The organism is Clostridium manihotivorum (assembly GCF_004015185.1).
Classification (GTDB): Bacteria; Bacillota; Clostridia; order Clostridiales; family Clostridiaceae; genus Clostridium_AR; species Clostridium_AR manihotivorum.
Map to the genome: position 1 here is coordinate 1,843,685 of NZ_CP025746.1, position 22,147 is coordinate 1,865,831.

The 22,147-nt window shown below is 31.7% G+C and carries 28 protein-coding genes; all 28 read left to right on the forward strand.

All coding sequences use genetic code 11. The annotated features are described in order from the left end of the window. Window positions 1-9: 9 nt before the first annotated feature. The gene (locus C1I91_RS08205; RefSeq protein WP_128212439.1) at window positions 10-459 is read left to right on the forward strand and encodes a chemotaxis protein CheW; all 450 of its coding nucleotides are present in this window, start codon (window positions 10-12) and stop codon (window positions 457-459) included. Between the two features lie 9 nt (window positions 460-468). Beyond that, window positions 469-957 (forward strand): chemotaxis protein CheD, encoded by a 489-nt coding sequence (locus C1I91_RS08210; RefSeq protein WP_128212440.1) that lies wholly within the window; start codon window positions 469-471, stop codon window positions 955-957. Between the two features lie 13 nt (window positions 958-970). Next, complete coding sequence (locus C1I91_RS08215; protein WP_128212441.1) at window positions 971-2,011, forward strand: protein-glutamate methylesterase/protein-glutamine glutaminase; 1,041 nt, start codon at window positions 971-973, stop codon at window positions 2,009-2,011. A 10-nt stretch (window positions 2,012-2,021) separates the two neighbouring features. Beyond that, window positions 2,022-2,786 (forward strand): CheR family methyltransferase, encoded by a 765-nt coding sequence (locus C1I91_RS08220; protein ID WP_128212442.1) that lies wholly within the window; start codon window positions 2,022-2,024, stop codon window positions 2,784-2,786. Between the two features lie 536 nt (window positions 2,787-3,322). After that, window positions 3,323-5,365, forward strand: coding sequence for a chemotaxis protein CheA (locus C1I91_RS08225; RefSeq protein ID WP_128212443.1), 2,043 nt, complete (start codon window positions 3,323-3,325; stop codon window positions 5,363-5,365). 20 nt (window positions 5,366-5,385) lie between these two features. Continuing rightward, window positions 5,386-5,988, forward strand: coding sequence for a chemotaxis protein CheC (locus C1I91_RS08230; protein ID WP_128212444.1), 603 nt, complete (start codon window positions 5,386-5,388; stop codon window positions 5,986-5,988). Window positions 5,989-6,003: 15 nt separating this feature from the next. Continuing rightward, entirely contained in the window at window positions 6,004-6,363 is a 360-nt protein-coding gene (locus C1I91_RS08235; RefSeq protein ID WP_128212445.1) for a response regulator, read from the forward strand. Window positions 6,364-6,379: 16 nt separating this feature from the next. Next, window positions 6,380-6,781, forward strand: coding sequence for a chemotaxis protein CheW (locus C1I91_RS08240; protein ID WP_128212446.1), 402 nt, complete (start codon window positions 6,380-6,382; stop codon window positions 6,779-6,781). Between the two features lie 21 nt (window positions 6,782-6,802). Next, complete coding sequence (fliM, locus tag C1I91_RS08245; RefSeq protein ID WP_128212447.1) at window positions 6,803-7,798, forward strand: flagellar motor switch protein FliM; 996 nt, start codon at window positions 6,803-6,805, stop codon at window positions 7,796-7,798. After that, window positions 7,791-8,957, forward strand: coding sequence for a flagellar motor switch phosphatase FliY (gene fliY, locus C1I91_RS08250; protein ID WP_128212448.1), 1,167 nt, complete (start codon window positions 7,791-7,793; stop codon window positions 8,955-8,957). The genes fliM and fliY overlap by 8 nt, the downstream gene beginning before the upstream one ends. 503 nt (window positions 8,958-9,460) lie before the next feature. Then, entirely contained in the window at window positions 9,461-9,739 is a 279-nt protein-coding gene (gene flgM / locus C1I91_RS08255) for a flagellar biosynthesis anti-sigma factor FlgM (protein ID WP_128212449.1), read from the forward strand. A gap of 1 nt (window position 9,740) precedes the next feature. Continuing rightward, window positions 9,741-10,151 (forward strand): flagellar protein FlgN, encoded by a 411-nt coding sequence (locus tag C1I91_RS08260; RefSeq protein WP_128212450.1) that lies wholly within the window; start codon window positions 9,741-9,743, stop codon window positions 10,149-10,151. Window positions 10,152-10,165: 14 nt separating this feature from the next. Then, entirely contained in the window at window positions 10,166-11,986 is a 1,821-nt protein-coding gene (gene flgK, locus C1I91_RS08265) for a flagellar hook-associated protein FlgK (protein ID WP_128212451.1), read from the forward strand. A 15-nt stretch (window positions 11,987-12,001) separates the two neighbouring features. Further along, window positions 12,002-12,997 carry a flagellar hook-associated protein FlgL gene (gene flgL, locus C1I91_RS08270; RefSeq protein ID WP_128212452.1) on the forward strand — a complete coding sequence of 332 codons (996 nt, stop codon included), beginning with the start codon at window positions 12,002-12,004 and terminating at the stop codon, window positions 12,995-12,997. A 19-nt stretch (window positions 12,998-13,016) separates the two neighbouring features. Next, entirely contained in the window at window positions 13,017-13,445 is a 429-nt protein-coding gene (gene fliW, locus C1I91_RS08275) for a flagellar assembly protein FliW (protein ID WP_128212453.1), read from the forward strand. Window position 13,446: 1 nt separating this feature from the next. Further along, a complete protein-coding gene (gene csrA, locus C1I91_RS08280; RefSeq protein ID WP_128212454.1) occupies window positions 13,447-13,662 on the forward strand; it encodes a carbon storage regulator CsrA in 216 nt (71 codons plus the stop codon). A gap of 13 nt (window positions 13,663-13,675) precedes the next feature. Beyond that, window positions 13,676-14,029 carry a flagellar protein FlaG gene (locus C1I91_RS08285; protein WP_128212455.1) on the forward strand — a complete coding sequence of 118 codons (354 nt, stop codon included), beginning with the start codon at window positions 13,676-13,678 and terminating at the stop codon, window positions 14,027-14,029. Between the two features lie 36 nt (window positions 14,030-14,065). Then, on the forward strand, window positions 14,066-14,371 hold the full coding sequence (locus C1I91_RS08290; RefSeq protein ID WP_128212456.1) for a hypothetical protein: 306 nt from the start codon (window positions 14,066-14,068) through the stop codon (window positions 14,369-14,371). A 9-nt stretch (window positions 14,372-14,380) separates the two neighbouring features. Further along, window positions 14,381-14,764: a flagellar export chaperone FliS gene (gene fliS, locus C1I91_RS08295; RefSeq protein WP_128212457.1), complete on the forward strand. Its 384-nt coding sequence runs from the start codon at window positions 14,381-14,383 to the stop codon at window positions 14,762-14,764. Between the two features lies 1 nt (window position 14,765). Further along, the gene (gene fliT / locus C1I91_RS08300) at window positions 14,766-15,104 is read left to right on the forward strand and encodes a flagellar protein FliT (protein WP_128212458.1); all 339 of its coding nucleotides are present in this window, start codon (window positions 14,766-14,768) and stop codon (window positions 15,102-15,104) included. 14 nt (window positions 15,105-15,118) lie between these two features. After that, window positions 15,119-17,005 (forward strand): flagellar filament capping protein FliD, encoded by a 1,887-nt coding sequence (gene fliD / locus C1I91_RS08305; RefSeq protein WP_128212459.1) that lies wholly within the window; start codon window positions 15,119-15,121, stop codon window positions 17,003-17,005. 119 nt (window positions 17,006-17,124) lie between these two features. Further along, complete coding sequence (locus tag C1I91_RS08310) at window positions 17,125-17,940, forward strand: flagellin N-terminal helical domain-containing protein (RefSeq protein WP_128212460.1); 816 nt, start codon at window positions 17,125-17,127, stop codon at window positions 17,938-17,940. Between the two features lie 373 nt (window positions 17,941-18,313). Next, the gene (locus C1I91_RS28525; RefSeq protein ID WP_205694289.1) at window positions 18,314-18,562 is read left to right on the forward strand and encodes a hypothetical protein; all 249 of its coding nucleotides are present in this window, start codon (window positions 18,314-18,316) and stop codon (window positions 18,560-18,562) included. Window positions 18,563-18,571: 9 nt separating this feature from the next. Next, on the forward strand, window positions 18,572-18,808 hold the full coding sequence (locus tag C1I91_RS28530) for a hypothetical protein (protein WP_205694290.1): 237 nt from the start codon (window positions 18,572-18,574) through the stop codon (window positions 18,806-18,808). A 90-nt stretch (window positions 18,809-18,898) separates the two neighbouring features. Beyond that, on the forward strand, window positions 18,899-19,078 hold the full coding sequence (locus tag C1I91_RS28535) for a hypothetical protein (RefSeq protein WP_205694291.1): 180 nt from the start codon (window positions 18,899-18,901) through the stop codon (window positions 19,076-19,078). Window positions 19,079-19,194: 116 nt separating this feature from the next. Continuing rightward, window positions 19,195-19,692, forward strand: a complete 498-nt coding sequence (locus tag C1I91_RS28540; protein ID WP_205694292.1) for a hypothetical protein — start codon at window positions 19,195-19,197, stop codon at window positions 19,690-19,692. Window positions 19,693-20,243: 551 nt separating this feature from the next. Then, on the forward strand, window positions 20,244-21,059 hold the full coding sequence (locus C1I91_RS08320; protein ID WP_128212461.1) for a flagellin N-terminal helical domain-containing protein: 816 nt from the start codon (window positions 20,244-20,246) through the stop codon (window positions 21,057-21,059). Window positions 21,060-21,163: 104 nt separating this feature from the next. Further along, a complete protein-coding gene (locus tag C1I91_RS08325; RefSeq protein WP_128212462.1) occupies window positions 21,164-21,979 on the forward strand; it encodes a flagellin N-terminal helical domain-containing protein in 816 nt (271 codons plus the stop codon). Window positions 21,980-22,147: the final 168 nt, after the last annotated feature.

The window sequence follows — 22,147 nt, forward strand, 5'->3', positions numbered from 1 at the left end:
GGGATTACAATGGCTAACAAAGAAATTAAATTATTAATTTTCAGTTTGAATGGAGAACATTATGCAACAAACATAATGGATGTAGAAAGAATATTAGGTTATGAAGCACCTACAGGACTTCCAGATGCACCAAGTTTTGTGGATGGGGTTATTAACTATGAGGATAGTATTCTTCCTATAGTAAATCTATCTAAGAAGTTTGGTTTTGCTACAAAGCTTAATCTAGCTGAAACAAAGATTATAGTAGTTAAGGAAAGTGGATCTAAGATAGGTATTATAGTAGATAACGTATATGAAGTAAAAGATGTTGAGGTCGATTTAATAGAAAACCCACCAGCGATAGCATCAAATATTTCTAGAAGATATATAAAAGGACTGATAAGGTTAAAAGATAACATAGTAATCCTGTTAGATTTATCTAAAATCTTAACAGAGGAAGAAAAAAGCAAATTGCTATAAGGTGGTTCTATGATAGATGCAGAAATCAAAGTAGGTATTGCTGATTTAAATACAGTAAAATATCCAGATAAGATAATGACTATCGGACTTGGGTCTTGCGTAGGTATAGCAGTATATGATAAGGTCAAACAAATTGGTGGGCTATCACATATTATGCTTCCCGATTCTACTCAGTTTAAGGATGTAAAAAATCCTTACAAATTTGCAGATTTAGCAATACCTATTCTAATTGATAAGATGGAGAAGTTAGGGTGTCAAAGGAGAAATTTGATTGTTAAGATCGCTGGTGGAGCATCAATGTTTAATTTTTCTGATAAAAGCATGATAAGTGATATTGGAAAAAGAAATGGAGAAGCAGTAGAAAAAGCACTTAAAGCTATACAGCTTTCTGCGGTAGCTTCGCACTTAGGCGGCAATAAAGGAAGAACAATGGTTTTAGATTCAAAAAATGGTAAGGTAATAATAAAGATTGTAGGACAAGGTATTATAGAACTTTAATGGAGTGATAATCTTGAATAAAATAAAAGTTATGGTAGTAGACGATTCTGCACTTATGAGAAAGATAATTTCTGACATGATAAATGAAGAGACAGATATGGAAGTTATAGCTACAGCAAGAAATGGTGAGGAGTTCGTTGAGAAGGTAGGAGGTTATAATCCAGATGTAATTACCTTAGATGTAGAAATGCCAAAGATGGATGGTATAACTGCATTGAAAAAGCTTAAGCTCACTAACAGAAATGCAAAGGTTATAATGCTTAGCAGTTTAACAACTAGTTCCTCAAGAACTACATTAGATTGTTTAGATGCTGGTGCAGCTGACTTTGTTTCTAAGCCATCAGGCTCCATATCATTGGACATAAATAAAGTTAAATTAGAACTTGTACATAAAATAAGAGCAGTGGCATCAATAAAAAAATCATTATTTGATTTTAAAGTAGAAAAGAAAGAACCAGCAAGGTATGTAACAAATAGTAGAGCAACAGGTAAGATTGAAGCTGTAGTAATTGGTGCCTCAACTGGAGGACCAAGAGCTTTACAAACTGTGCTCACAGAACTTCCTGGAGATTTAGGGGTTCCGGTATTAGTAGTACAGCATATGCCAGCAGGGTTCACAAAGACTTTCGCAGAAAGATTAAACAATCTCTGCAACCTTAAGGTGGTTGAGGCTGAAAATAATATGAATATCGAGAGAAATGTAATATATATAGCACCAGGTGGATTTCATATGGAGATTTCAAAAGATAAAAAGATATCTTTGAATCAAGAACCTAGCATCTGGGGAGTAAGACCAGCTGTAGATAAATTATTCCATAGTTCAGCTACTGTATATGGAAAAAATCAATTGTCTGTAGTGCTGACAGGAATGGGAAAAGATGGAGCTCAAGGCACAGTATCCATAAAAAATGCAGGTGGACATACTATTTCTGAGGATGAATCAACTTGTACTATATATGGTATGCCTAAAGCTACCTTTGAAACAGGAAAAGTAGATGAAGTATTGCCTTTAGGATATATAGCAAAAAAAATAGCTACATTAGTGAAAGGATAATAGGTGAGTTATGGATTTCAATCAGTTTCATCAGTGGGTACATAAAGAACTTGGAATAAATTTGTCAGCATATAAACCAACTCAGTTAAATAGAAGAATTGAAAGCTTAATGACAAGATTAGGCGTTAAATCTTTAGATGAATATACAAAGCTCATAAAAACTGATAAAGACCACAGACAAAAGTTTTTAGACTTCATAACTATAAATGTTACAGAGTTTTTTAGAAATCCAGAGCTTTTTGAAGAGCTTGAAGGTATTTTAAAAAAGGAAGTAGCGTCTAATAACAGTCTTAAGATATGGAGTGCTGCTTGTTCTATAGGATGTGAACCTTATTCTATTTCTATGATTTTGAATAATATTAGTCCAACTGGTAGACATAAGATAATTGCCACTGATATAGACAATACAATACTTACAAAAGCTAAGCTTGGTGAGTATACTGACAACGAAATGAAAAATGTAAAGCAAAAAGAACTAGATAAATATTTCAAAAAAGTAAAAGATAAATATCATATAGATCAAAGCGTTAAGAATATGATTACTTTTAAGAAACATGATCTTATACTTGATAGCTACGAGAACAATTTTGATTTAATTGTTTGCAGAAATGTTGTTATTTACTTCAATGTGGATGTGAAAAATGATATATATAAAAGATTTGCAGCCTCACTTAAAAAGGGCGGATTACTATTCGTAGGAGCTACAGAAAGTATATATAACTATAAGGACTTTGGTTTTGAAAAAGCTTCTACTTTTATCTATAGGAAGCTATAATATATCAACATAATTATAGTAATACTAATAAATAGGTAGAAATTTGTAGGATTATAACTAAAATAGCTTTAAATATGATGATAAATTATATACAATAATTAATAGAATTATTTACTATAAAGAAATGCAACCTTTTATACGATTATTAAAGTGTACATAATCAATAACATTCATATTTTAATTAAGATAATAAGTTTTATGAAAATAAAAAGTTAATTAGAAATACTTCTTTTTAAGCAACAATCTGTGAACCTAGATGATTATAACACAGTAACTTAAGTATGCTTTCACAGGAGTGCAGAAGCCACAACAAATATACTTGTTACGTGCTTCGGAGAATAACAGGAGGCGTAACAATTGATAATTGTTACGTGCTAATAAGGAATACAGGAGGCATAACAATTAATAATTGTTATGTGCTAATAAGGAATACAGGAGGCACAACAATTGATAATTGTTGTGTGCTTCGGAGAATAACAGGAGGCGCAACAATTAATAATTGTTGTGTGCTAATAAGGAATACAGGAGGGATAATTATGGACACATCTCAATATCTTTCAATGTTCTTAGAAGAGTCCATGGACAATTTACAGACTCTAAATGAATCTCTACTTGACTTGGAACAAAAGCCAGATGATATTGATAAGTTAAATGAAATATTTAGAGTAGCGCATACTATAAAAGGTATGGCTGCAACTATGGGATTTAGTGATATTGCAGAACTTACACATAAAATGGAAGATGTACTCTCAAAGTTTAGAGAAGGGGAACTTAAGGTTACTCAAAATGTTGTTACTGTTCTTTTCGATTGCTTAGATACTCTTGAAAGAATGGTCAATAATATCTCTGAAGGTATAGAGGAAAAGGTTGACATAGAAAAGATAATGAAGGATTTGCATGATATAAGTTCTAATGAGCAAGAAGCAGCTCCTTCAGTAGTAGAAGAAGTAGCTGTTCAGAATACAGATTCTTCAAATTACATAATAGACATTAATGAATATGATGTTAATGTAATTAAGCAAGCTCATGAAAAGGGTTATAAAGCTATAAGGGTATTTATAGCGCTTAGTGAAAATACTTTACTTAAGTCAGCTAGAGCTTTCTTAATATTTAAAGAACTAGAAGAGCATGGAGAAGTAATAAAATCCTATCCTTCTACAGAAGATATAGAAAATGAAAATTTTGATTTTACTATAGAACTTATTGTAATTACAACCTTAGAAACTAGTGAAATTGAAAAAATTGTAGAAAATATTTCAGAAGTGGATAAAGTTTCCGTAGAAGAAGTCGAATTAAAAATAGATAAGGTAAATGAAGTTGCAGTAACTAAAGAAGAAGTTAACACAGTTAAAGTAGATGAAACGTCAAACACAGTGGCTCCTAAGCCTATAGTTACAAATAAACCAAAAGCTGAAGAAAAGAAGAGTGGAAATGCTGCTCCTCAAAAGAAGGTTCATCAATCAGTAAGAGTTGACTTAGAGAGATTAGATAAGCTAATGAACATGGTTTCAGAGTTAGTTATTCACAGAACCAGACTAGAGCAGATCAGCACAAGTTATAGAGCGCCAGAATTGAATGAAACTCTAGAACAAGTTGCTAGAACTACTTCTGATTTACAGGATCTTGTAATGAAAATCAGAATGCTTCCTCTAGAAGTTGTGTTCAATAGATTCCCAAGAATGATAAGAGATTTATCTGTAGAACTTAACAAAGACATTAACTTCATAGTAGAAGGTCAAGATACAGAGCTTGATAGAACTGTAATTGATGAAATTGGAGAACCGTTAATCCATCTACTTAGAAATGCTGCTGATCATGGTATAGAAAATAAAGAAGACAGAGCTAAATCAGGAAAAGATCTTATGGGAACTGTCAAACTTTCTGCATATCAAGAAGGAACAAAGGCAGTAATTAGAGTTGAAGACGATGGTGCTGGTATAGATGTAGAAAAAGTTAGACGTAAAGCTGAAAAAATAGGTATAAACACTGAGGGAATGACTGAAAATGATATAAAGAACTTAATTTTCTCTCAAGGCTTTAGTACTAATGAAGTTGTTACTGATATATCAGGAAGAGGCGTAGGTATGGATGTTGTTAAAACAAAAATATCTGCACTTGGAGGAACCGTTGATGTAGTAAGTGAAATAGGTAAAGGTTCGAGCTTCATAATAAGATTACCGTTGACACTTCAAATAATTCAAGCATTGCTTGTTAAGGTTGGAGAAGAAACACTTGCTATATCTCTTGGATTTATAGACAGAGTTATCGATTATAAAGAAGAGAATATTAAGAAAACTAATGGAAGAGAAGTTATAGTTTATAGAGATAATGTAATACCTCTAATAAGACTTAATGAAACTTTACAAATTGACACTAGCAAAAAGGATAAGAATTTTATTATAATAGTTAAGGTCGGAGATAAAGTGGTTGGTCTTTTAGTTGATTCATTACTAGGTCAACAGGAAATAGTAATAAAACCTTTAGGAAAGACTCTTGAAGGACTAAAAGAGTATATAGGAGCAACCATACTTGGTAATGGTCTTGTTACACTTATACTTGATGTAGGTGCTTTAATTTAGAGCCTAGAAGGAGGATTGTGATGGATTATACGCAATTAAGTGCACTTCAGCTGGATGCCCTTAGGGAAGTAAGCAATATTGGTGCAGGAAATGCTGCCACAGCTCTTTCTCAATTGCTAAATAGAAAAATTGACATGACAGTTCCAAATGTTAAAGTAATAGATTTTATGGATATTTATAACTTTGTTTCCGAAGAAGAACTTGTGGCTGCAGTATTAGTCAAAGTTCTAGGAGATACGCCAGGAAATATATTATTTGTATTTGAAAAATCGACAGCTTCTAATATAATAGAAGTGTTGACTGGAATGAAAGAAGACGATTTTAGTGAAATGGGAAGTTCTGTCTTATGTGAGATAGGTAACATTATCTCTGCAGCATATATGAATGCTATTGCAAGACTTACAAATTTGAGTATCATGCCATCAGTACCAGCTGTGGCCTTTGATATGCTCAGTGCAATTTTAAGTGCTACATTTGTAGAGTCAGCTCAGTATTCAGATAATGTATTAGAAATTGAAACAATGCTATTAGGTGAAGATGCAGAAAATATAGGTGGACATTTTTATTTTGTTCCTAATCCTGGATCTTTAGAAAAAATATTAAATTCAATAGGTGTAATATAGATAGGGGGATTCTAAATGGCTAGAGTATTAATTGTTGATGACGCAGCATTTATGAGAATGATGATAAAGGATATACTTGAAAAGAATGGATTTGAAGTTGTAGGTGAAGCAAGCAATGGAATTAAGGCTGTTGAACTTTACAAAAAGGAAAAACCAGATGTTGTAACTATGGATATAACAATGCCTGATATGGATGGTATTGAAGCAGTTAAGAACATAAAAGCATTTGATCCAGCAGCAAAGGTAATAATGTGTAGTGCAATGGGTCAACAAGGTATGGTTATGGATGCTATAAGAGCAGGCGCAAAAGACTTTATTGTAAAGCCATTCCAAGCAGACAGAGTACTGGAAGCAATAAAAAAGGCAATCGGCTAAATGAGGGGGCATGAAAATGCAAGTTGTTGTATTTAAGATTAGTGATGAACTTTTTGCAGTAGAAACAGCAAAGGTTCTGAGTATTACTGATATGACCGAGGTAACAAAAGTTCCTAAAGCCCCAGTCCATATAAGAGGACTAATAAATCTTAGAGGTAGCATAATACCGCTATTAGACATAAATCTACTATTAAACATACCAAAGTCTCTAAAGGATCAAAGTAATATAATAATATTAAATGTTGATGATGAGCAAGTTGGTATATCAGTAGATGAAGTGGAAGAAGTTTTAGAAATAGATGAAAAGCTACTTCAAAAACTTGAAAATGAAAGATATCAAAGCTATGTAAAAGGTATAGTGAATTTTGATGATAAACTAGTTACATTAGTAGATATAAATAAAATACTAAAATTTTAATTAGTGAAGTGAGGTAAGAGTATGGCAGATGTATTATCACAAAGTGAAATAGACGCCCTATTGTCTGCCTTGTCTGCTGGAGAACTTGAGCCAGAGGAATTGCAAAAAGATGAAGAAAAGCAAAAAGTTAAGGTGTATGACTTTAGAAGTCCTCAGAAGTTTTCTAAAGAACATATAAGGACTCTTGAGCTTATACATGATAATTTTGCAAGAATAATATCTAATTTTCTTACTGCTCAGGTGAGAAAAAATACAAAGGTTAATATAGAAAATATTGAGCAGGTAACCTATGAAGAATTTATTCATAGTGTATCTAATCCTACTACGTTACTTTTGTTTAAGATGCCACCATTAAATGGTTCAATTCTCTTTGAGATGAATCCAAGTTTCTCCTTTCAGGTAATTGATATATTACTTGGAGGAACTGGAGAGCGAAGACATGTAAGTAAAGAATTCACGGATATAGACAAAAATATCATAATACAAGTAGCTACAGGGTTACTGTCCAATTTAAAGCTTGCTTGGGAAGATATTTTAGAAGTGGATATCGAAGTAGAAAGCTTAGAAACTAATCCTGCTCTTAATCAAACTCTGGCTCCAAATGAACCAGTTGCGCTTATAACTTTCTCTGTAGAAATGGGTAAAAGCAATACTTTTATAAACCTTTGTATTCCTTACCTAAGTATAGAGAAATTACTTGATAAGTTAGTTATGCAAAACTGGTTCCAGCCAGATGCTGATGAAGATAGAGAGCATACAAGAGAAGACTTGAAGAAGAGATTAGATTCTGTAGACGTTAATCTTATGGTTGAGCTTGGTAGTACAGAAGTTAGTGTAGATGAATTCTTAAGACTAGTAAAAGGCGATGTCATTAAGCTTGATAATAAATATAATAGCCCTGTAAAAGTAATTGTTGAAGATGAAGAATGTTACCTGGCTAAACCAGGTATTGTAGGCAAGAATATGGGAATAGCCATACTAGACGTTATAGGTAAGGATGTGGAAGATTATGAGTAATGGATTTCTTACACAAGAAGAAATAGATTCTTTGTTGAATGGTCCATCAACACCAGCGGAGTCCACAACAGGTAACACTGAAGAGGGTATAACAGATATTGATAAAGATCTGTTAGGTGAGATAGGAAATATTTCAATGGGGTCAGCCTCTACAGCTCTATCCCAAATAATTAATCAATCTGTTAATATTACTACACCAGTGGTAAGTACAACTACATTGGGAGAGCTAAAAGAACAGTTCCATATACCTAATATAGTTCTTGAAGTTGAATATACTTCAGGTATATTAGGAAAGAATATATTAATAATGCAAATTAACGATGCTGCAGTAATAGCAAATTTAATGATGGGCGGAGATGGTACTGTAAGTACTACAGAGCTGTCAGAGATAGAGCTTAGTGCAGTTCAAGAAGCTATGAATCAAATGATTGGATCAGCAGCAACTTCAATGGCTACTATGTTTGCTAGAGAAGTAAATATATCTCCACCTATTTCTAAAACTTGGGATGAAGAAAACGAACCGGTTTCAGAAGGTATTGGAGAAGATGATCCTCTAGTAAAAGTATCATTTAAGTTAACTATAGGTGATTTAGTAGATAGTAATATAATGCAGTTACTACCTTTGAAAACTGCTAAAAAGATTGTTTCTATAATGATGGGAGAAGAGCAGCAAGCAGAACCAGCTAATGAACAGCCTAAAGTGCAAGAAAGAGCACCACAACAGGAAGTTCGAGTAGCTAGTAATCCTGAACCATCTAATACATATCATGCCCAAGAAAGTCACAATGACTATAATCACTTTGTACAAGAAAAACCAATATATCAAGAGCAAAGAACTCCTGTGGAAGTTCATCAAGCATCTTTTGATAACTTAACTTCAAGTCCATCTGGACCAGCACATAAAAATATAGATTTAATATTAGATGTTCCATTAGAAATATCTGTGGTTCTTGGTAGAACTAAGAAAAGTATTAAAGATATTTTATCTCTTAGTAATGGATCATTAATTGAACTAGATAAAGTTGCTGATGAACCTGTAGAGATTTTAGTTAATGGCAAAAGAGTAGCTTTTGGTGAGGTTGTGGTAGTGGATGAAAACTTTGGAGTTAGAATCACAAGTATCGTAAGCAACGCAGAGAGAATAAAGTCTTTGAGATGATAAAAAGCACTGTTCCTGAATTAAGCAGGAAAGTGCTTTTTATTATTTTAAAGGTATTGTTAATTATAGCCGATAATATTGATGAGTATTAATATATGTTTTAACTGGATAAATAACTTAAATTAAAGAATTAAACTTATATTGTAGAGTTCCTAACTCAACTATTAATTTATACATGCCTGATATAATCACCAGAAGCCGTGATTATTAAACAAGTATAAATTAAGTTTCGATATAGGAACTCTTTAAACCTGTTAGAAATAAGTTTAAGTAAAAAATTAAATAAACTTTAGAAGTTATGGAAACAATATAATTGTTAATATTTTGTTAATAAAACATGTTTTTTTCTAACAGGTACATAATAAGGTATAAGATGTCAAAAATGGCACTTAAAATGAGTTTTAATAATTAGGAAATTTTTACAAATACAAAAACTAAGTATAAACTAATTTATTCATTGCACGATAATATAAGTAGTGAATACAGTACAGTGGAGGTAAGTTATGAATATCAAAGGAGTAGGACCAACTAGAAATGTAATTGATATATATAATGTTAATAAAGTAAAAGCAACTCAGAAAGCTGAAAGCGTGAAAAAAGATAGTTTAGAAATATCAGGAGCAGCTAGAGCTTTAAGTAACTTTTCTTTAGGAGATGATGTAATGCCTAGAAGTGAAAAGGTAGAAGCGTTAAGAATGCAAGTTGCAAATGGAACATATAAACCAAACAATGAGAAGATAGCTCAAGCAATGATTAATTCTATAAGTGAAGGAAGGGTTTAAAATGTACGAAGAGCTTATTAATGTAATACTTAGTGAAAAAGAAGCGCTTAATAAGCTTCTTTCGTTACTAGATAATCAATATTCATATATATTAAAGAAAGATGTATTTGGATTAGATGATGTTGCAAACAAAATTCAAGCTTGTAATAAAGAAATAGCTGAAGAAGAAGTTAAAAGAAGAAAGCTTGTTGGAGGCAATTCGATGAAAGAAGTTGTATTTTCTTCAGGAAACGAAAAACTGGAAGAAAGTTATAGAGATATTTTGAAACTTTTAGAGGCGGTGAGACTTCAAAAGGATACAAATGATTTACTCTTAAAGCAGCAGCTTTCATATACTAACCAAATGTTAAATTATATAAATCCGAACAGAGAAATGAAAACTTATAACTCATACGGAAAAATGTCAAGGTAGTAGGGGGAGGAAATATGTCAGGTTTATTTTCTACATTTAATATAGCAAAAAGCGGTATGTCGGTTCAGCAAAAATCTATTGACGTAACTTCACATAATATAGCAAATGCTAATACGGCTGGATACTCTAGACAAAGAGCAAACATAGAAACTACTAGACCTCAATCTTTAGGTGGTATGGAAGCAGGACAACTTGGAACAGGAGCACAGGTTTCCACAGTTGAGAGAATAAGAGATACTTTTTTAGATTATCAAGTAAGAAATGAAACAAGTATATCTGGACAATTTAATACTAGGAGTAGTTTCTTAAGCCAGATTGAAGATGTTTTTAGTGAACCATCTGATACTGGTATATCTTCGTTGATGGGGAAATTCTTTGATGCATGGCAACAATTGTCCAAGCAACCTCAGAGCTCAAATGCAAGAACTGTAGTTGTTCAGCAAACCTTAGCTCTTACAGATTCATTAAATCATACATATACACAACTTAAAGATTTGAAAAATAATGCTCAAAGTCTTATAAAAAACACAGTTACTGATATGAACAGTACCTTAAACCAGATTGGTGAATTAAATAAAGAGATAATAAGCGTTAAAAATGCTGGAGACACACCTAACGACTTAATGGATAAAAGAGATTTACTTATTGACCAATTATCTAGCAAATTTAACTTAAATATAGACAAGAAAGCTTTTGAAGGAATTAATCTTAGACCAGCGGATGTTAATGGGATGAAAGCACCGGAACTTGTTAAAGCTGACGGAGACAGTGATGTTGCAAGATTTTCATATATAAGTAGTATGGAAAAAGATCCAACAGATGATACAGGAACTACTTATAAGATAACCTATTATAAGCTTGGAAGTATGGACAATGAAAGTAATAAGCAAACAATTACTTTAACCAATGTTAGTCCGGATCAAGCAAAAGAGATAGAAGAGACAAGAGTTATTTGGGCCAATAGTGATGGAGTTGCAACTAAAGCTGATGGCTATCCGTTAAAAGATGGATCAGTAGTGGATGTACAAGAACTTAAATTATTTTCACCAGCATCAGGAGAAGTTAAAGGAAATATAACAATACAAAAAGATATAGATAGCTATATAGATCAAGTAAATAAATTAGCTAAATCTATTGCATTTACAGTTAATGCTATACATAGTGGTATGTCAAGCACAACTACAAATGGATTTCCTGATAAGGATTATATGCCTTTATTCGTAAATAAATCAGTAGCTAAATATAGTGTAAATGGTCAGATGATAAATCTTGATGATACATTAAAAAATGAATCAGAAATTACAGCTGAGAACATAACGGTAAATAAAGAAATTCTTAGTGATGTTATGAAATTAAAGACAAAAACAAGAGATTCGGATTTTGCCTATGCTTCACAAAACACCGTAGATGGTGAAGGTGATGGAGCTAGAGCGCTAGCTATAGCACAGCTTAAGAATAATTTAATTGCTATACAAGATGTAGGAGCTACTGTTAAATCAAGAGCAGATCTTTTTGATTTAACAAAAGGTAAAGCAGTACTAAAGGATAATGGGTTAACAATCGAAAATAATAATAATGGAACTACTTTAGAAGCGTACTTTAAAGATTCGATAGATAAATTAGGTGTACAAGCTCAAGAAGCGTCAAGAATGGTAACTAACCAACAGCAGCTTTTGGATTCACTTAATCAGACTAAAGATAGTGTATCAGGAGTGTCTCTTGATGAAGAAATGGCTAACTTAGTGCAATTTCAACATGCATACAGTGCAAATGCAAAGGTTATTTCTACAGTGGACGAGCTTCTTGATGTAGTAGTAAATGGATTAAAGAGATAGTAAAGGAGTATTTAAATGAGAGTAACTAATAGAATGTTGTCAAATAACTTCTTAAGTGATATGAGGACAAATCTTAACAATATGAAGACACTTCAATCTCAATTATCATCAGGTAAAGAGATAAGAAGACCTTCAGATGATCCTTTTAAAGTTGCTAGAGCGATGCAACTTAACACAGATATTTCTGCTAATAAACAGTACAATGAAAATATAAGTGATACTATAAACTGGTTAGATGCAACAGATACTTCTTTAGACCAAGTAACTCAAACTTTCCAAAGAATTAGAGAACTTACAATATCTTCAGGGAATGCTGCATATGGATCGGATGAAAGAAGAGCTATAAAAGATGAGTTGAATCAAAAGGTATCAGAAATAGCACAAATATTGAATTCTAACTTTGACGGAAAGTATGTTTTTGGTGGGAGTAAGGTAACTTCAAAACCATTAGGAGTAAAGGATTTTGATGCAAGCGGAAATAAGGGCTTATTCTTCGCAGGAAAAGAAGGAGAAGAGCTTTCTGTAAATTCTACTGATATAACAATGTCAAGCCAAATGGATATGATAAAAGGCAAATTGCCGGTAGAAGTATCACAAGGTGTAACAATGGATTACAATGTAAGTGCGTATGATGTGTTAAATTTCACAAGTGAAAAAGGAAAACAAATAAATGTTAGCAATTTGTTAAATAATATAATTACTAACCTAGATTCATCATCAGCTGATGCACAAAGTAGGCTTACAGGTGAAAATCTAGATGACTTAACTGCTGCTGCAAGCAATATACTAAAAATCAGGGCAGAAGTTGGAGCTAAACAGAACAGAATGGATTCTGCTAAAGATAAAAATGATCAAGAAAATTATAATTTAACTGAAGTATTATCTAATACTGAGGATATTGATATAACTCAAAAAACAATGGAATACAGCACAATGCAGACGGTATATATGGCATCACTTCAGACAAGTGCAAAAATAATTCAACCTTCTCTCATGGATTACTTGAGATAGGAATATTGGAGGGGATTTTATGAAACTAGAGACTAAATACCATGGTATATTAAATTATGACGAAGAGGATGTAATTACATTTACTAAAGGGTTACCTGGACTTCAAGAACTAAAAAAGTTTATACTTATTGATTTCGAAGGAAATCCGGTTTTTAAGATACTTCATTCTATAGAAAATAAGGAAATAGGTTTGGTTGCAGTTTCCCCCTTTGATGTTGTGAATGAATATGAATTTGAACTGAAGGATTATGTAATTGAAAAGCTTAAAATAACAGACTCAAGTGAAGTTTTAGTATTAAATACTGTGACCTTAAGTTCTAAAGCCGAAGAGATTACTACGAATTTAAAAGCTCCTATAATAATTAATATAAAATCAAAGCTTGGGGAACAAATAATCATAGATAATGAAAAATATATGATTAAGCATCCTGTATTGAGGAGTGAGTAATATGTTAGTCTTAACTAGAAAAAAGGGTCAATCATTGCTAATAGGTGATGATATAGAGATTTCGGTTATTAAATTGGACGATGGTAGCGTGAAACTTGCTATAAAAGCTCCAAGAGAATTAAGTATACTTAGAAAAGAGCTTGTTCAGGAAGTTGAAGATGAAAATAAGAATGCTACTCTTATAAATATAGACGTTCTTAAGAATCTCAATAAATAAAGGGGTATGAAATATGGAGATTAGGGGAAATCAAGGGACTCAGGCTGCTATAGATTCAACAAATCAAACCAAACCAATAGAAACAACTAATACATCAACAGTGGATGATAAAAAAAATCTAGATATAAAGAATAAGAATAATGAGCGTGAGATAAAGAAAGCTGTTGAAAAACTTAATAGGTTTTTAGAAGGTGATAATGCTCATGCTGTTTATGAAGTTCATGACAAATTTAAAAGTGATATAATGATAAAGATTATAGATAACAGAACTAAAGAGGTACTGATGGAAGTGCCTCCTAAAAAGATTTTGGACATGGTTGCTAAGATGTGCGAGTTGGTTGGAGTTATATTTGATAAAAAAGTATAGATATTTTGAGTAAATATAAGAACAGGAGGAATCTATATGGAATTTAAATTAAACAAGATAGATACCGACCTGAGACATAAGCTTGAAGAACAAACTAGGGATGGTAAGGTACACTCTAAGGATGGAATAAAGATTGAAACTCAAAGTGATAGCTATAAATATAGAGAGAAGAATCAAAAAAAGAAAAAAGACAAGCACAAAGAATCCTTTGAAGAGATAATCAAAGAGCAAAAGGTAGTAACTGTAGATGGATATAAGTCGGAAACTTTAGAAGTTGAAGTAACAAAAGAGAAGGATTCAAAGGAAAACTACAGAGGAATATTTATAGATGTTAAAAAATAGGAGGATATTATGTACGGAAACAATGGATACAATGTATATAAAAATAATAGTGTAAATTATGCATCCAAGGAACAATTATTACTAATGCTAGTTGATGGAGCTGTTAAATATTCTAAAATAGGTAGACAAGCTATTTTAGATAAAGATACTAAAAAAGCGCACGATAATATAACAAGAACAGAAGATATATTTACAGAGCTTATGGTAAGTTTGGATACAAACGCTGGAGATTGGGCAAAACAGCTATTTGCAGTATATGAATTTATAAAATATCAGTTAATGCAAGCTAACATTAAAAAAGATGTTGAAATTATGAATTCTGTAATACCAATAATTGAAAATGTAAGAGATACGTGGTATGAAGCAGAAAAACTAGCAAAGGTAGCTAGATAAAATGGATGATTTAAAAGATAAGTTAATTCAGTATAAGGAAATAACTGAACAAATAATTGCTTCTGTAAAGGAAGAGCATGAGGAAGCGTTTGTTAAACTCTTAATACAAAAGCAGGCTTTAATAAATTTAATAGATGCTAGTAATTATGAATCTGATGAGTTTAAAAAAGTTTCGAGTGAACTTAAGCTTTTAGAACAAGATCAAACTTTAATTAAATTAATTGGAGAAAAAAAGAAATCTATTCAACAAGAGATAAAGGAATCAAAAGATAAATCTAATGCATTAACAGCATATAATAGAAACTTTAACGGATATAACCTAATTAACAAAAAGATTTAAATGAGGTGGTAACATTGAATATTTCAAGTACTTCAAGTAGTAGCAGTAGTAGTACTGATTACGGGAGGCTTACAGGACTAGCTACAGGGATGGATACTGATGGATTAGTAAAACAAGCTATGTCGGCGGATCAAACAAAAATAGATCAAGCTAAGCAAGATATTCAGTACGTACAATGGCAACAAGAAGCATATGTTGATTTTATAAATACACTAAAGGACTTCGGAAAAAATTTCGATATACTACAATCAGATAATATGATGAGTTCCACAAATTTTACAGGTACAGTTGCAACAAGTACCTTGGCTAGCGGGGTGGCTGCTGATAACTATTTAACAGCTACTACTCTTCCGGGAGCCATAAAAGGAACTTATCAGGTAAAAGTAGATCAGCTTGCAGAAGGGGCTAAGGATCAAACTGACTTAGGAAGTTTAGGATTTAATCTTCCTAGCAATTTGACGAATCTCAATGGGAAAGATATATCATTTAAAATAGGAACATCTACATACAAAATAACTTTAGATACTAACTATTCAAGTTCAAGTACTGCAAATGACGTTGTAAATGATATTAAAGCTAAGATGAATGCAATCGATACGACATTATTAACATCAAAGATGAGTGTTGGAAATGTTGGCGGAAAGGTTATGTTTACTGCTCTTTCAAATGATATTATGTCTATAGATAGTGCAACTACTGCACAAGGGTTCAGCGACTACATAGGTAGAAATTTTGGCAATACTTTTAACTCAAGTTCAAAGCTAAGTGATTTAGGCTTAACTGGTACAGATAGTTTTACTATTGCAGTTAATGGAGGATCTCCGTTTACTGTTAATATTGATCTTACAACTAATCCTAATAAAACAGTATCCCAGTTTGTGGATGACTTAAGAAATACAAAGGTTGGAGATGTATCATTAAGTTCGTATCTTGATATTAATTTTAGTGATTTAACAAATAAGCTGACAATACAAACTAAAAATACTGGTTCTAATAATAATGTTGTAATATCAAGTTCAACATCTTCTAAGATGCTAGGTATAGCTGGTACTTATATAGGTGTTGATGCTAATCTTTCAATTAAGGCACCTGGAGAAACTGATTTTGTAAGTGTTACTAAAAACTCCAATAATTTTTCTATAGATGGGGTTACTTATAATTTAGTTGCTACTACTGGTGGTGATGCGATAAATCTTAATGTCAAATCTGATGCTTCAGCACAAGTTGAAAAGTTTAAAAAATTTGTTGATGCTTATAATACCTTAATAGACAAAATTAATACAAAGGTAACTGAAAAAAAGGATTATAATTATAAACCTTTAACTGATGCTCAGAAGGCTTCTATGACTACTGATCAGATAACTAATTGGGAGACTAAGGCGAAGGAAGGTATTCTTAGAAGAGATAGCTATCTTTCTGGTATTTTAACTCAGATGAGACAAGCTATTTATAATACTGTTACTGGAGCAGGAATTAGTATAACTGAAGTTGGAATTACAACCACATCAAACTATTATGATGGAGGAAAGCTTACAATAGATGAGACTAAGCTAAAAACAGCTCTTCAAGATAGAGGAGACCTTGTTCAGAAGCTATTTACTCAAATCCCTGATAGTTCTGGAAATAAAGGGATTTTTAGAAGATTCCAAGACATACTTGATAAGAATGTAGGAAATGATGGTTCTTTAATTAAAAAAGCTGGTTATATTAACACAAAGTGGGTAAGCCAAAATGAATTATCTAAGACACTTGTTCAAAAAAATACTAGATTAAATGATTTGAAAGAGATGTTTACTCAAAAACAACAAAGATTATATTCAATGTACGCTACTTTGGAATCAAACATGAATAAACTAAATTCACAAAGTAACTGGTTATCTTCTCAATTAGGAGCTATGTAAAAAAAGCTAAAGTAAATTAAATAGGTAACGATAATAAAGTATAGTCGGAAGACTTAACTATATTAATTCAATAAAAATGCACAAGGAAGTGCACTTTAAAAATCAAGGAGGGACTATCAATGATAATTAATCACAATATTAATGCTATGAATGCACATAGAAATATGGCAATCAACACAGGTGCAGCAGGAAAGTCAATGGAAAAATTAAGCTCAGGTTTAAGAATAAACAGAGCTGGAGATGACGCTGCAGGACTAGCAATATCAGAAAAGATGAGAGGTCAAATCAGAGGACTTGATCAAGCATCAAGAAATGCACAAGATGGTATATCATTAATTCAAACAGCAGAAGGTGCATTAAATGAAACACACAGCATTCTTCAAAGAATGAGAGAACTAAGTGTACAAGCTACTAATGATACAAACGTAGCAGGTGATAGAAGCCAAATACAATTAGAAGTATCACAATTAAAGAATGAAATAAACAGAATATCAAGCCAAACAGAATTCAATACTAAGAAGTTAATCAATGGTAGCGCTTCAAATGTAGTATTCCAAGTTGGTGCAAATAAGAACCAAACTGTAACATTAGCAATAGGTAAAATGGATACTACAGCATTAAGTGTAAATAACATTAATGTAGAAACATCTGCAGCAGGAATTACACCACAAATCGATACAATACAAAAAGCAATCGATAAGGTATCAAGTGAAAGAGCTAAGCTAGGATCATACCAAAACAGATTAGAGCACACAATAGCTAACTTAGATACATCATCAGAAAACTTACAATCAGCAGAAAGCAGAGTAAGAGACGTTGATATGGCTAAGGAAATGATGAACTACTCAAAGAACAACATACTACAACAAGCAGCTCAAGCAATGCTTGCACAAGCTAACCAACAACCTCAAGGAGTTCTTCAATTACTAAGATAGTAATATCTACGTAAGCTGATTTACAATTAACTTGATTAATATTTAATTTAAGAGACTGATACATACGAAAAGTTGTGTCAGTCTTTTTTTGCATATATAATTATAAGATTTTACTAATATTTATAGGAAGTTATTAAAGCTTTTTAGAGATATACTAAAACCGAAAATTATTAAAATTACAGTTTCCTTATATGAATTTAAGCTTTTCAAGATATCATATAAACTTCAAGAAGTGTATATAAGTGAGAATATATAACATATCAGCATTAAAGAGTAAATATATTTCGAGTTAAAATTCCCCAAAAATGCAATAAAATATGGTATAATATAATAAGGTAAAGCACCTAATTTACTACGTTTGCGGGGATTAAATATGGATAAAATAACAAGAAAACAAAAGAGAGAAAAAGAGAAAGAAATAAATTATTTCGGAGAATTTTCGAAAATTAAAAACCACTTTTTTAAAGATTTAAATAAAAAATTAGCTATTGTAAAAGACAAAAGAAAGCAGAGTTATGTTACTTATACTCCAGAAATAATACTATTTACGGTAATAATGAAAAATGTTTCAGGCATAGTAAGCATGAACAAAATGACAAAGATTTTAATAATGACGCCGTAATAGAAAATATTGCGGCCGTCATTAGGATATGAGTCTTTAGAAGAAATACCACATTATGATACAATTAATAACTTTCTAAAAGAGTTAGAAGTAAGTGAATTAGAAAAAATTAGAGACTACATGATAAGAGAACTTTTTAAAAAAAGATCCTTAGAGAAATATAGATTGATGGATAAATACTGGTGTATAGCCATTGATGGTTCACAACTATTTTCTTTTAACGAAAAGCATTGTGATCACGCTTAAAAAAAAGAATATAAAAATAAAGAAACTGGAGAAGTAGAAAAAACTGTATACTATCATACGGTTTTAGAAGCAAAGTTAGTCTTAGGAGATATGGTGTTTAGTATATTAACTGAATTTGTTGAAAATGAGACCGAGAGCGTCAGCAAACAGGATTGTGAAATAAATGCAGCTAAAAGGCTAATGAAAAAATTAAAATACAAGTTTAGAAAGCTAAATATCTGTCTTCTAGGGGATAGTCTATATGCTTGTGAACCAATATATCAATTGTAGATGAGTATAATTGGAAATTTATCTTTAGATTTAAAGAAGGTAGAGCCCAAAAACTCTGGGAAGAAATTCAGGTTATAAAGGGTTTTGAAAACAACGAACTTAATTCTAAATTTGTTTTGGCAGAACAAGAGGTTATTTGGGATGCAACTTATATTAATGAAGTCTCATACAAAAATATATTTATTAATACAGTAGACTTTACTGAGACAATTTTCAAGAAATCTAAAGATAAAGACAGCCGTGAAAAAACGTCCAAAAACTTTGTTTTTGTTACGAATATACAGATTACCAAAATAAATGCGTTCAAAATTGTATCTGCTGGTAGAAGTAGGTGGAAAATTGAAAATGAAGGTTTTAATAACCAAAAGAATATAAGATATGATATAGAACATGCTTGTTGTTTAAATTATCAAGCTATGAAAAACCACTATTTATTGATACAGATCTCAGACATATTAAGACAACTTTTAGAAAACGGTAGCGTAGCAATAAGAGAATTAAAAGTTGGTATAAAAGAAATATCTTCAAGAATATTAGAATCTTTTCGTCGAGACACTCTAATATCTGAAGATATATCACGATTAAATCAACATATAAAAATACGCGACCTATAACAATACAATTTTAACAAAGGTGATGATAAAAAGAAAGACTATGGAACAAAAAAATAAAAAAAATTTTATTGGTTGCAAAGCAACCTAAGATATTATTTTTAAAATTATCGTAATAAAGATATTTTCTTAATTTTCTGAAAAAGAAAAAATCAATTTAAGAAGATTTTCTAAACATAAATTAATTTAATCGTTGATACTGATAACATATATTGCCATAATAAGATAATATGTGCTATAATACAAGAGCTTGGTTCTTACATATGGATATATTACCTGCTAGTGTTAATACTTATGTATCTATTATAGTTTATGGATAAGAGAGTTATAATAATTAATATTTTTGAGGAAGACCAGGTTATTCTATAAAATACATAAATGACTATAAATTAAAATTTTTATAGTATATGAATGTATTGTTTCATAACAAAATTCATGTTTTTAAATTCTATGATCAATACTAATGAGAGGTTTAGAAACTAATTTTGGAGCGAACATACATTTTTAGATAGTGTACATGGAAGTGCACTTTAAAAATCAAGGAGGGACTATCAATGATAATTAATCACAATCTTAGCGCAATGAATGCACATAGAAATATGGCAATCAACACAGGTGCAGCAGGAAAATCAATGGAAAAATTAAGCTCAGGTTTGAGAATAAACAGAGCTGGAGATGATGCTGCAGGACTAGCAATATCAGAAAAGATGAGAGGTCAAATCAGAGGACTTGATCAAGCATCAAGAAATGCACAAGATGGTATATCATTAATCCAAACAGCAGAAGGTGCATTAAATGAAACACACAGCATTCTTCAAAGAATGAGAGAACTAAGTGTACAAGCTTCAAATGATACAAATGTAGCAGGTGATAGAAGCCAAATACAATTAGAAGTATCACAATTAAAGAATGAAATAAACAGAATAGCTAGCCAAACTGAATTCAATACTAAGAAACTTATAAATGGTAAGGCTTCAAATGTAGTATTCCAAGTTGGAGCAAATAGTGGACAAACTATAAAACTTGCAATTAAAGCTATGGATGCTTCTGCGTTAGGTGTAAAATCAATAAATATGATGAAATCAGCATCTTTGATTACGCCACAAATTGACACAATACAAACAGCAATTGATAAAGTATCAAGTGAAAGAGCTAAGCTAGGATCATACCAAAACAGATTAGAGCACACAATAGCTAACTTAGATACATCTTCAGAAAACCTACAATCAGCAGAAAGCAGAGTAAGAGACGTTGATATGGCTAAGGAAATGATGAACTATTCAAAGAACAACATACTACAACAAGCAGCTCAAGCAATGCTTGCACAAGCTAACCAACAACCTCAAGGAGTTCTTCAGCTTCTAAGATAAACTCTGTAAGTAATGTTTAACTAAAGGATCTATAGTTAATATTTTATAGTATATATATATAGTGTACAAGGAAGTGCACTTTAAAAATCAAGGAGGGACTATCAATGATAATTAATCACAATCTTAATGCTATGAATGCACATAGAAATATGGCAATCAACACAGGTGCAGCAGGAAAATCAATGGAAAAATTAAGCTCAGGTTTAAGAATAAACAGAGCTGGAGATGACGCTGCAGGACTAGCAATATCAGAAAAGATGAGAGGTCAAATCAGAGGACTTGATCAAGCATCAAGAAATGCACAAGATGGTATATCATTAATCCAAACAGCAGAAGGTGCATTAAATGAAACACACAGCATTCTTCAAAGAATGAGAGAACTAAGTGTACAAGCTACTAATGATACAAACGTAGCAGGTGATAGAAGCCAAATACAATTAGAAGTATCACAATTAAAGAATGAAATAAACAGAATAGCTAGCCAAACAGAATTCAATACTAAGAAGCTGATCAATGGTAGTGCTTCAAATGTAGTATTCCAAGTTGGTGCAAATAAAAACCAAACTGTAACATTAAAGATAGGAAAGATGGATACTACAGCATTAAGTGTTAATGCTATAGATGTTACAACTGGTGCTGCAGGAATTACACCACAAATTGATACAATACAAAAAGCAATCGATAAGGTATCAAGTGAAAGAGCTAAGCTAGGATCATACCAAAACAGATTAGAGCACACAATAGCTAACTTAGATACATCATCAGAAAACTTACAATCAGCAGAAAGCAGAGTAAGAGACGTTGATATGGCTAAGGAAATGATGAATTACTCAAAGAACAACATACTACAACAAGCAGCTCAAGCAATGCTTGCACAAGCTAACCAACAGCCACAAGGAGTTCTTCAACTTCTAAGATAATAAAACAAAAAAGCCGAGATTTTCTCCAATGTCATTAAGTTAATGTTTTGCCACAGCAAAATTAAAGTCAATTGAAAGTGTATATGCTTTCAACTGGCTTTTTTCTTTTGTATTGTATATTTTTTTGCATGCAAATAAGACAGAGTAAAATCTCTGTAAAAAAAAAAT

What these genes read in the sequence shown, in the direction of transcription:
- C1I91_RS28535 (WP_205694291.1), top strand. Translation starts at nt 18,899, where the DNA reads ATGGTGTTTAGTATATTAACTGAATTTGTTGAAAATGAGACCGAGAGC.
- C1I91_RS08205 (WP_128212439.1), top strand. Translation starts at nt 10, where the DNA reads ATGGCTAACAAAGAAATTAAATTATTAATTTTCAGTTTGAATGGAGAA.
- C1I91_RS08325 (WP_128212462.1), top strand. Translation starts at nt 21,164, where the DNA reads ATGATAATTAATCACAATCTTAATGCTATGAATGCACATAGAAATATG.
- flgK (WP_128212451.1), top strand. Translation starts at nt 10,166, where the DNA reads ATGTCAGGTTTATTTTCTACATTTAATATAGCAAAAAGCGGTATGTCG.
- C1I91_RS08210 (WP_128212440.1), top strand. Translation starts at nt 469, where the DNA reads ATGATAGATGCAGAAATCAAAGTAGGTATTGCTGATTTAAATACAGTA.
- C1I91_RS08310 (WP_128212460.1), top strand. Translation starts at nt 17,125, where the DNA reads ATGATAATTAATCACAATATTAATGCTATGAATGCACATAGAAATATG.
- fliW (WP_128212453.1), top strand. Translation starts at nt 13,017, where the DNA reads ATGAAACTAGAGACTAAATACCATGGTATATTAAATTATGACGAAGAG.
- fliY (WP_128212448.1), top strand. Translation starts at nt 7,791, where the DNA reads ATGAGTAATGGATTTCTTACACAAGAAGAAATAGATTCTTTGTTGAAT.
- csrA (WP_128212454.1), top strand. Translation starts at nt 13,447, where the DNA reads ATGTTAGTCTTAACTAGAAAAAAGGGTCAATCATTGCTAATAGGTGAT.
- flgM (WP_128212449.1), top strand. Translation starts at nt 9,461, where the DNA reads ATGAATATCAAAGGAGTAGGACCAACTAGAAATGTAATTGATATATAT.
- C1I91_RS08290 (WP_128212456.1), top strand. Translation starts at nt 14,066, where the DNA reads ATGGAATTTAAATTAAACAAGATAGATACCGACCTGAGACATAAGCTT.
- fliT (WP_128212458.1), top strand. Translation starts at nt 14,766, where the DNA reads ATGGATGATTTAAAAGATAAGTTAATTCAGTATAAGGAAATAACTGAA.
- C1I91_RS08220 (WP_128212442.1), top strand. Translation starts at nt 2,022, where the DNA reads ATGGATTTCAATCAGTTTCATCAGTGGGTACATAAAGAACTTGGAATA.
- C1I91_RS08240 (WP_128212446.1), top strand. Translation starts at nt 6,380, where the DNA reads ATGCAAGTTGTTGTATTTAAGATTAGTGATGAACTTTTTGCAGTAGAA.
- C1I91_RS08260 (WP_128212450.1), top strand. Translation starts at nt 9,741, where the DNA reads ATGTACGAAGAGCTTATTAATGTAATACTTAGTGAAAAAGAAGCGCTT.
- C1I91_RS08320 (WP_128212461.1), top strand. Translation starts at nt 20,244, where the DNA reads ATGATAATTAATCACAATCTTAGCGCAATGAATGCACATAGAAATATG.
- fliM (WP_128212447.1), top strand. Translation starts at nt 6,803, where the DNA reads ATGGCAGATGTATTATCACAAAGTGAAATAGACGCCCTATTGTCTGCC.
- C1I91_RS08235 (WP_128212445.1), top strand. Translation starts at nt 6,004, where the DNA reads ATGGCTAGAGTATTAATTGTTGATGACGCAGCATTTATGAGAATGATG.
- C1I91_RS08225 (WP_128212443.1), top strand. Translation starts at nt 3,323, where the DNA reads ATGGACACATCTCAATATCTTTCAATGTTCTTAGAAGAGTCCATGGAC.
- flgL (WP_128212452.1), top strand. Translation starts at nt 12,002, where the DNA reads ATGAGAGTAACTAATAGAATGTTGTCAAATAACTTCTTAAGTGATATG.
- C1I91_RS28525 (WP_205694289.1), top strand. Translation starts at nt 18,314, where the DNA reads ATGGATAAAATAACAAGAAAACAAAAGAGAGAAAAAGAGAAAGAAATA.
- C1I91_RS08285 (WP_128212455.1), top strand. Translation starts at nt 13,676, where the DNA reads ATGGAGATTAGGGGAAATCAAGGGACTCAGGCTGCTATAGATTCAACA.
- C1I91_RS08230 (WP_128212444.1), top strand. Translation starts at nt 5,386, where the DNA reads ATGGATTATACGCAATTAAGTGCACTTCAGCTGGATGCCCTTAGGGAA.
- fliS (WP_128212457.1), top strand. Translation starts at nt 14,381, where the DNA reads ATGTACGGAAACAATGGATACAATGTATATAAAAATAATAGTGTAAAT.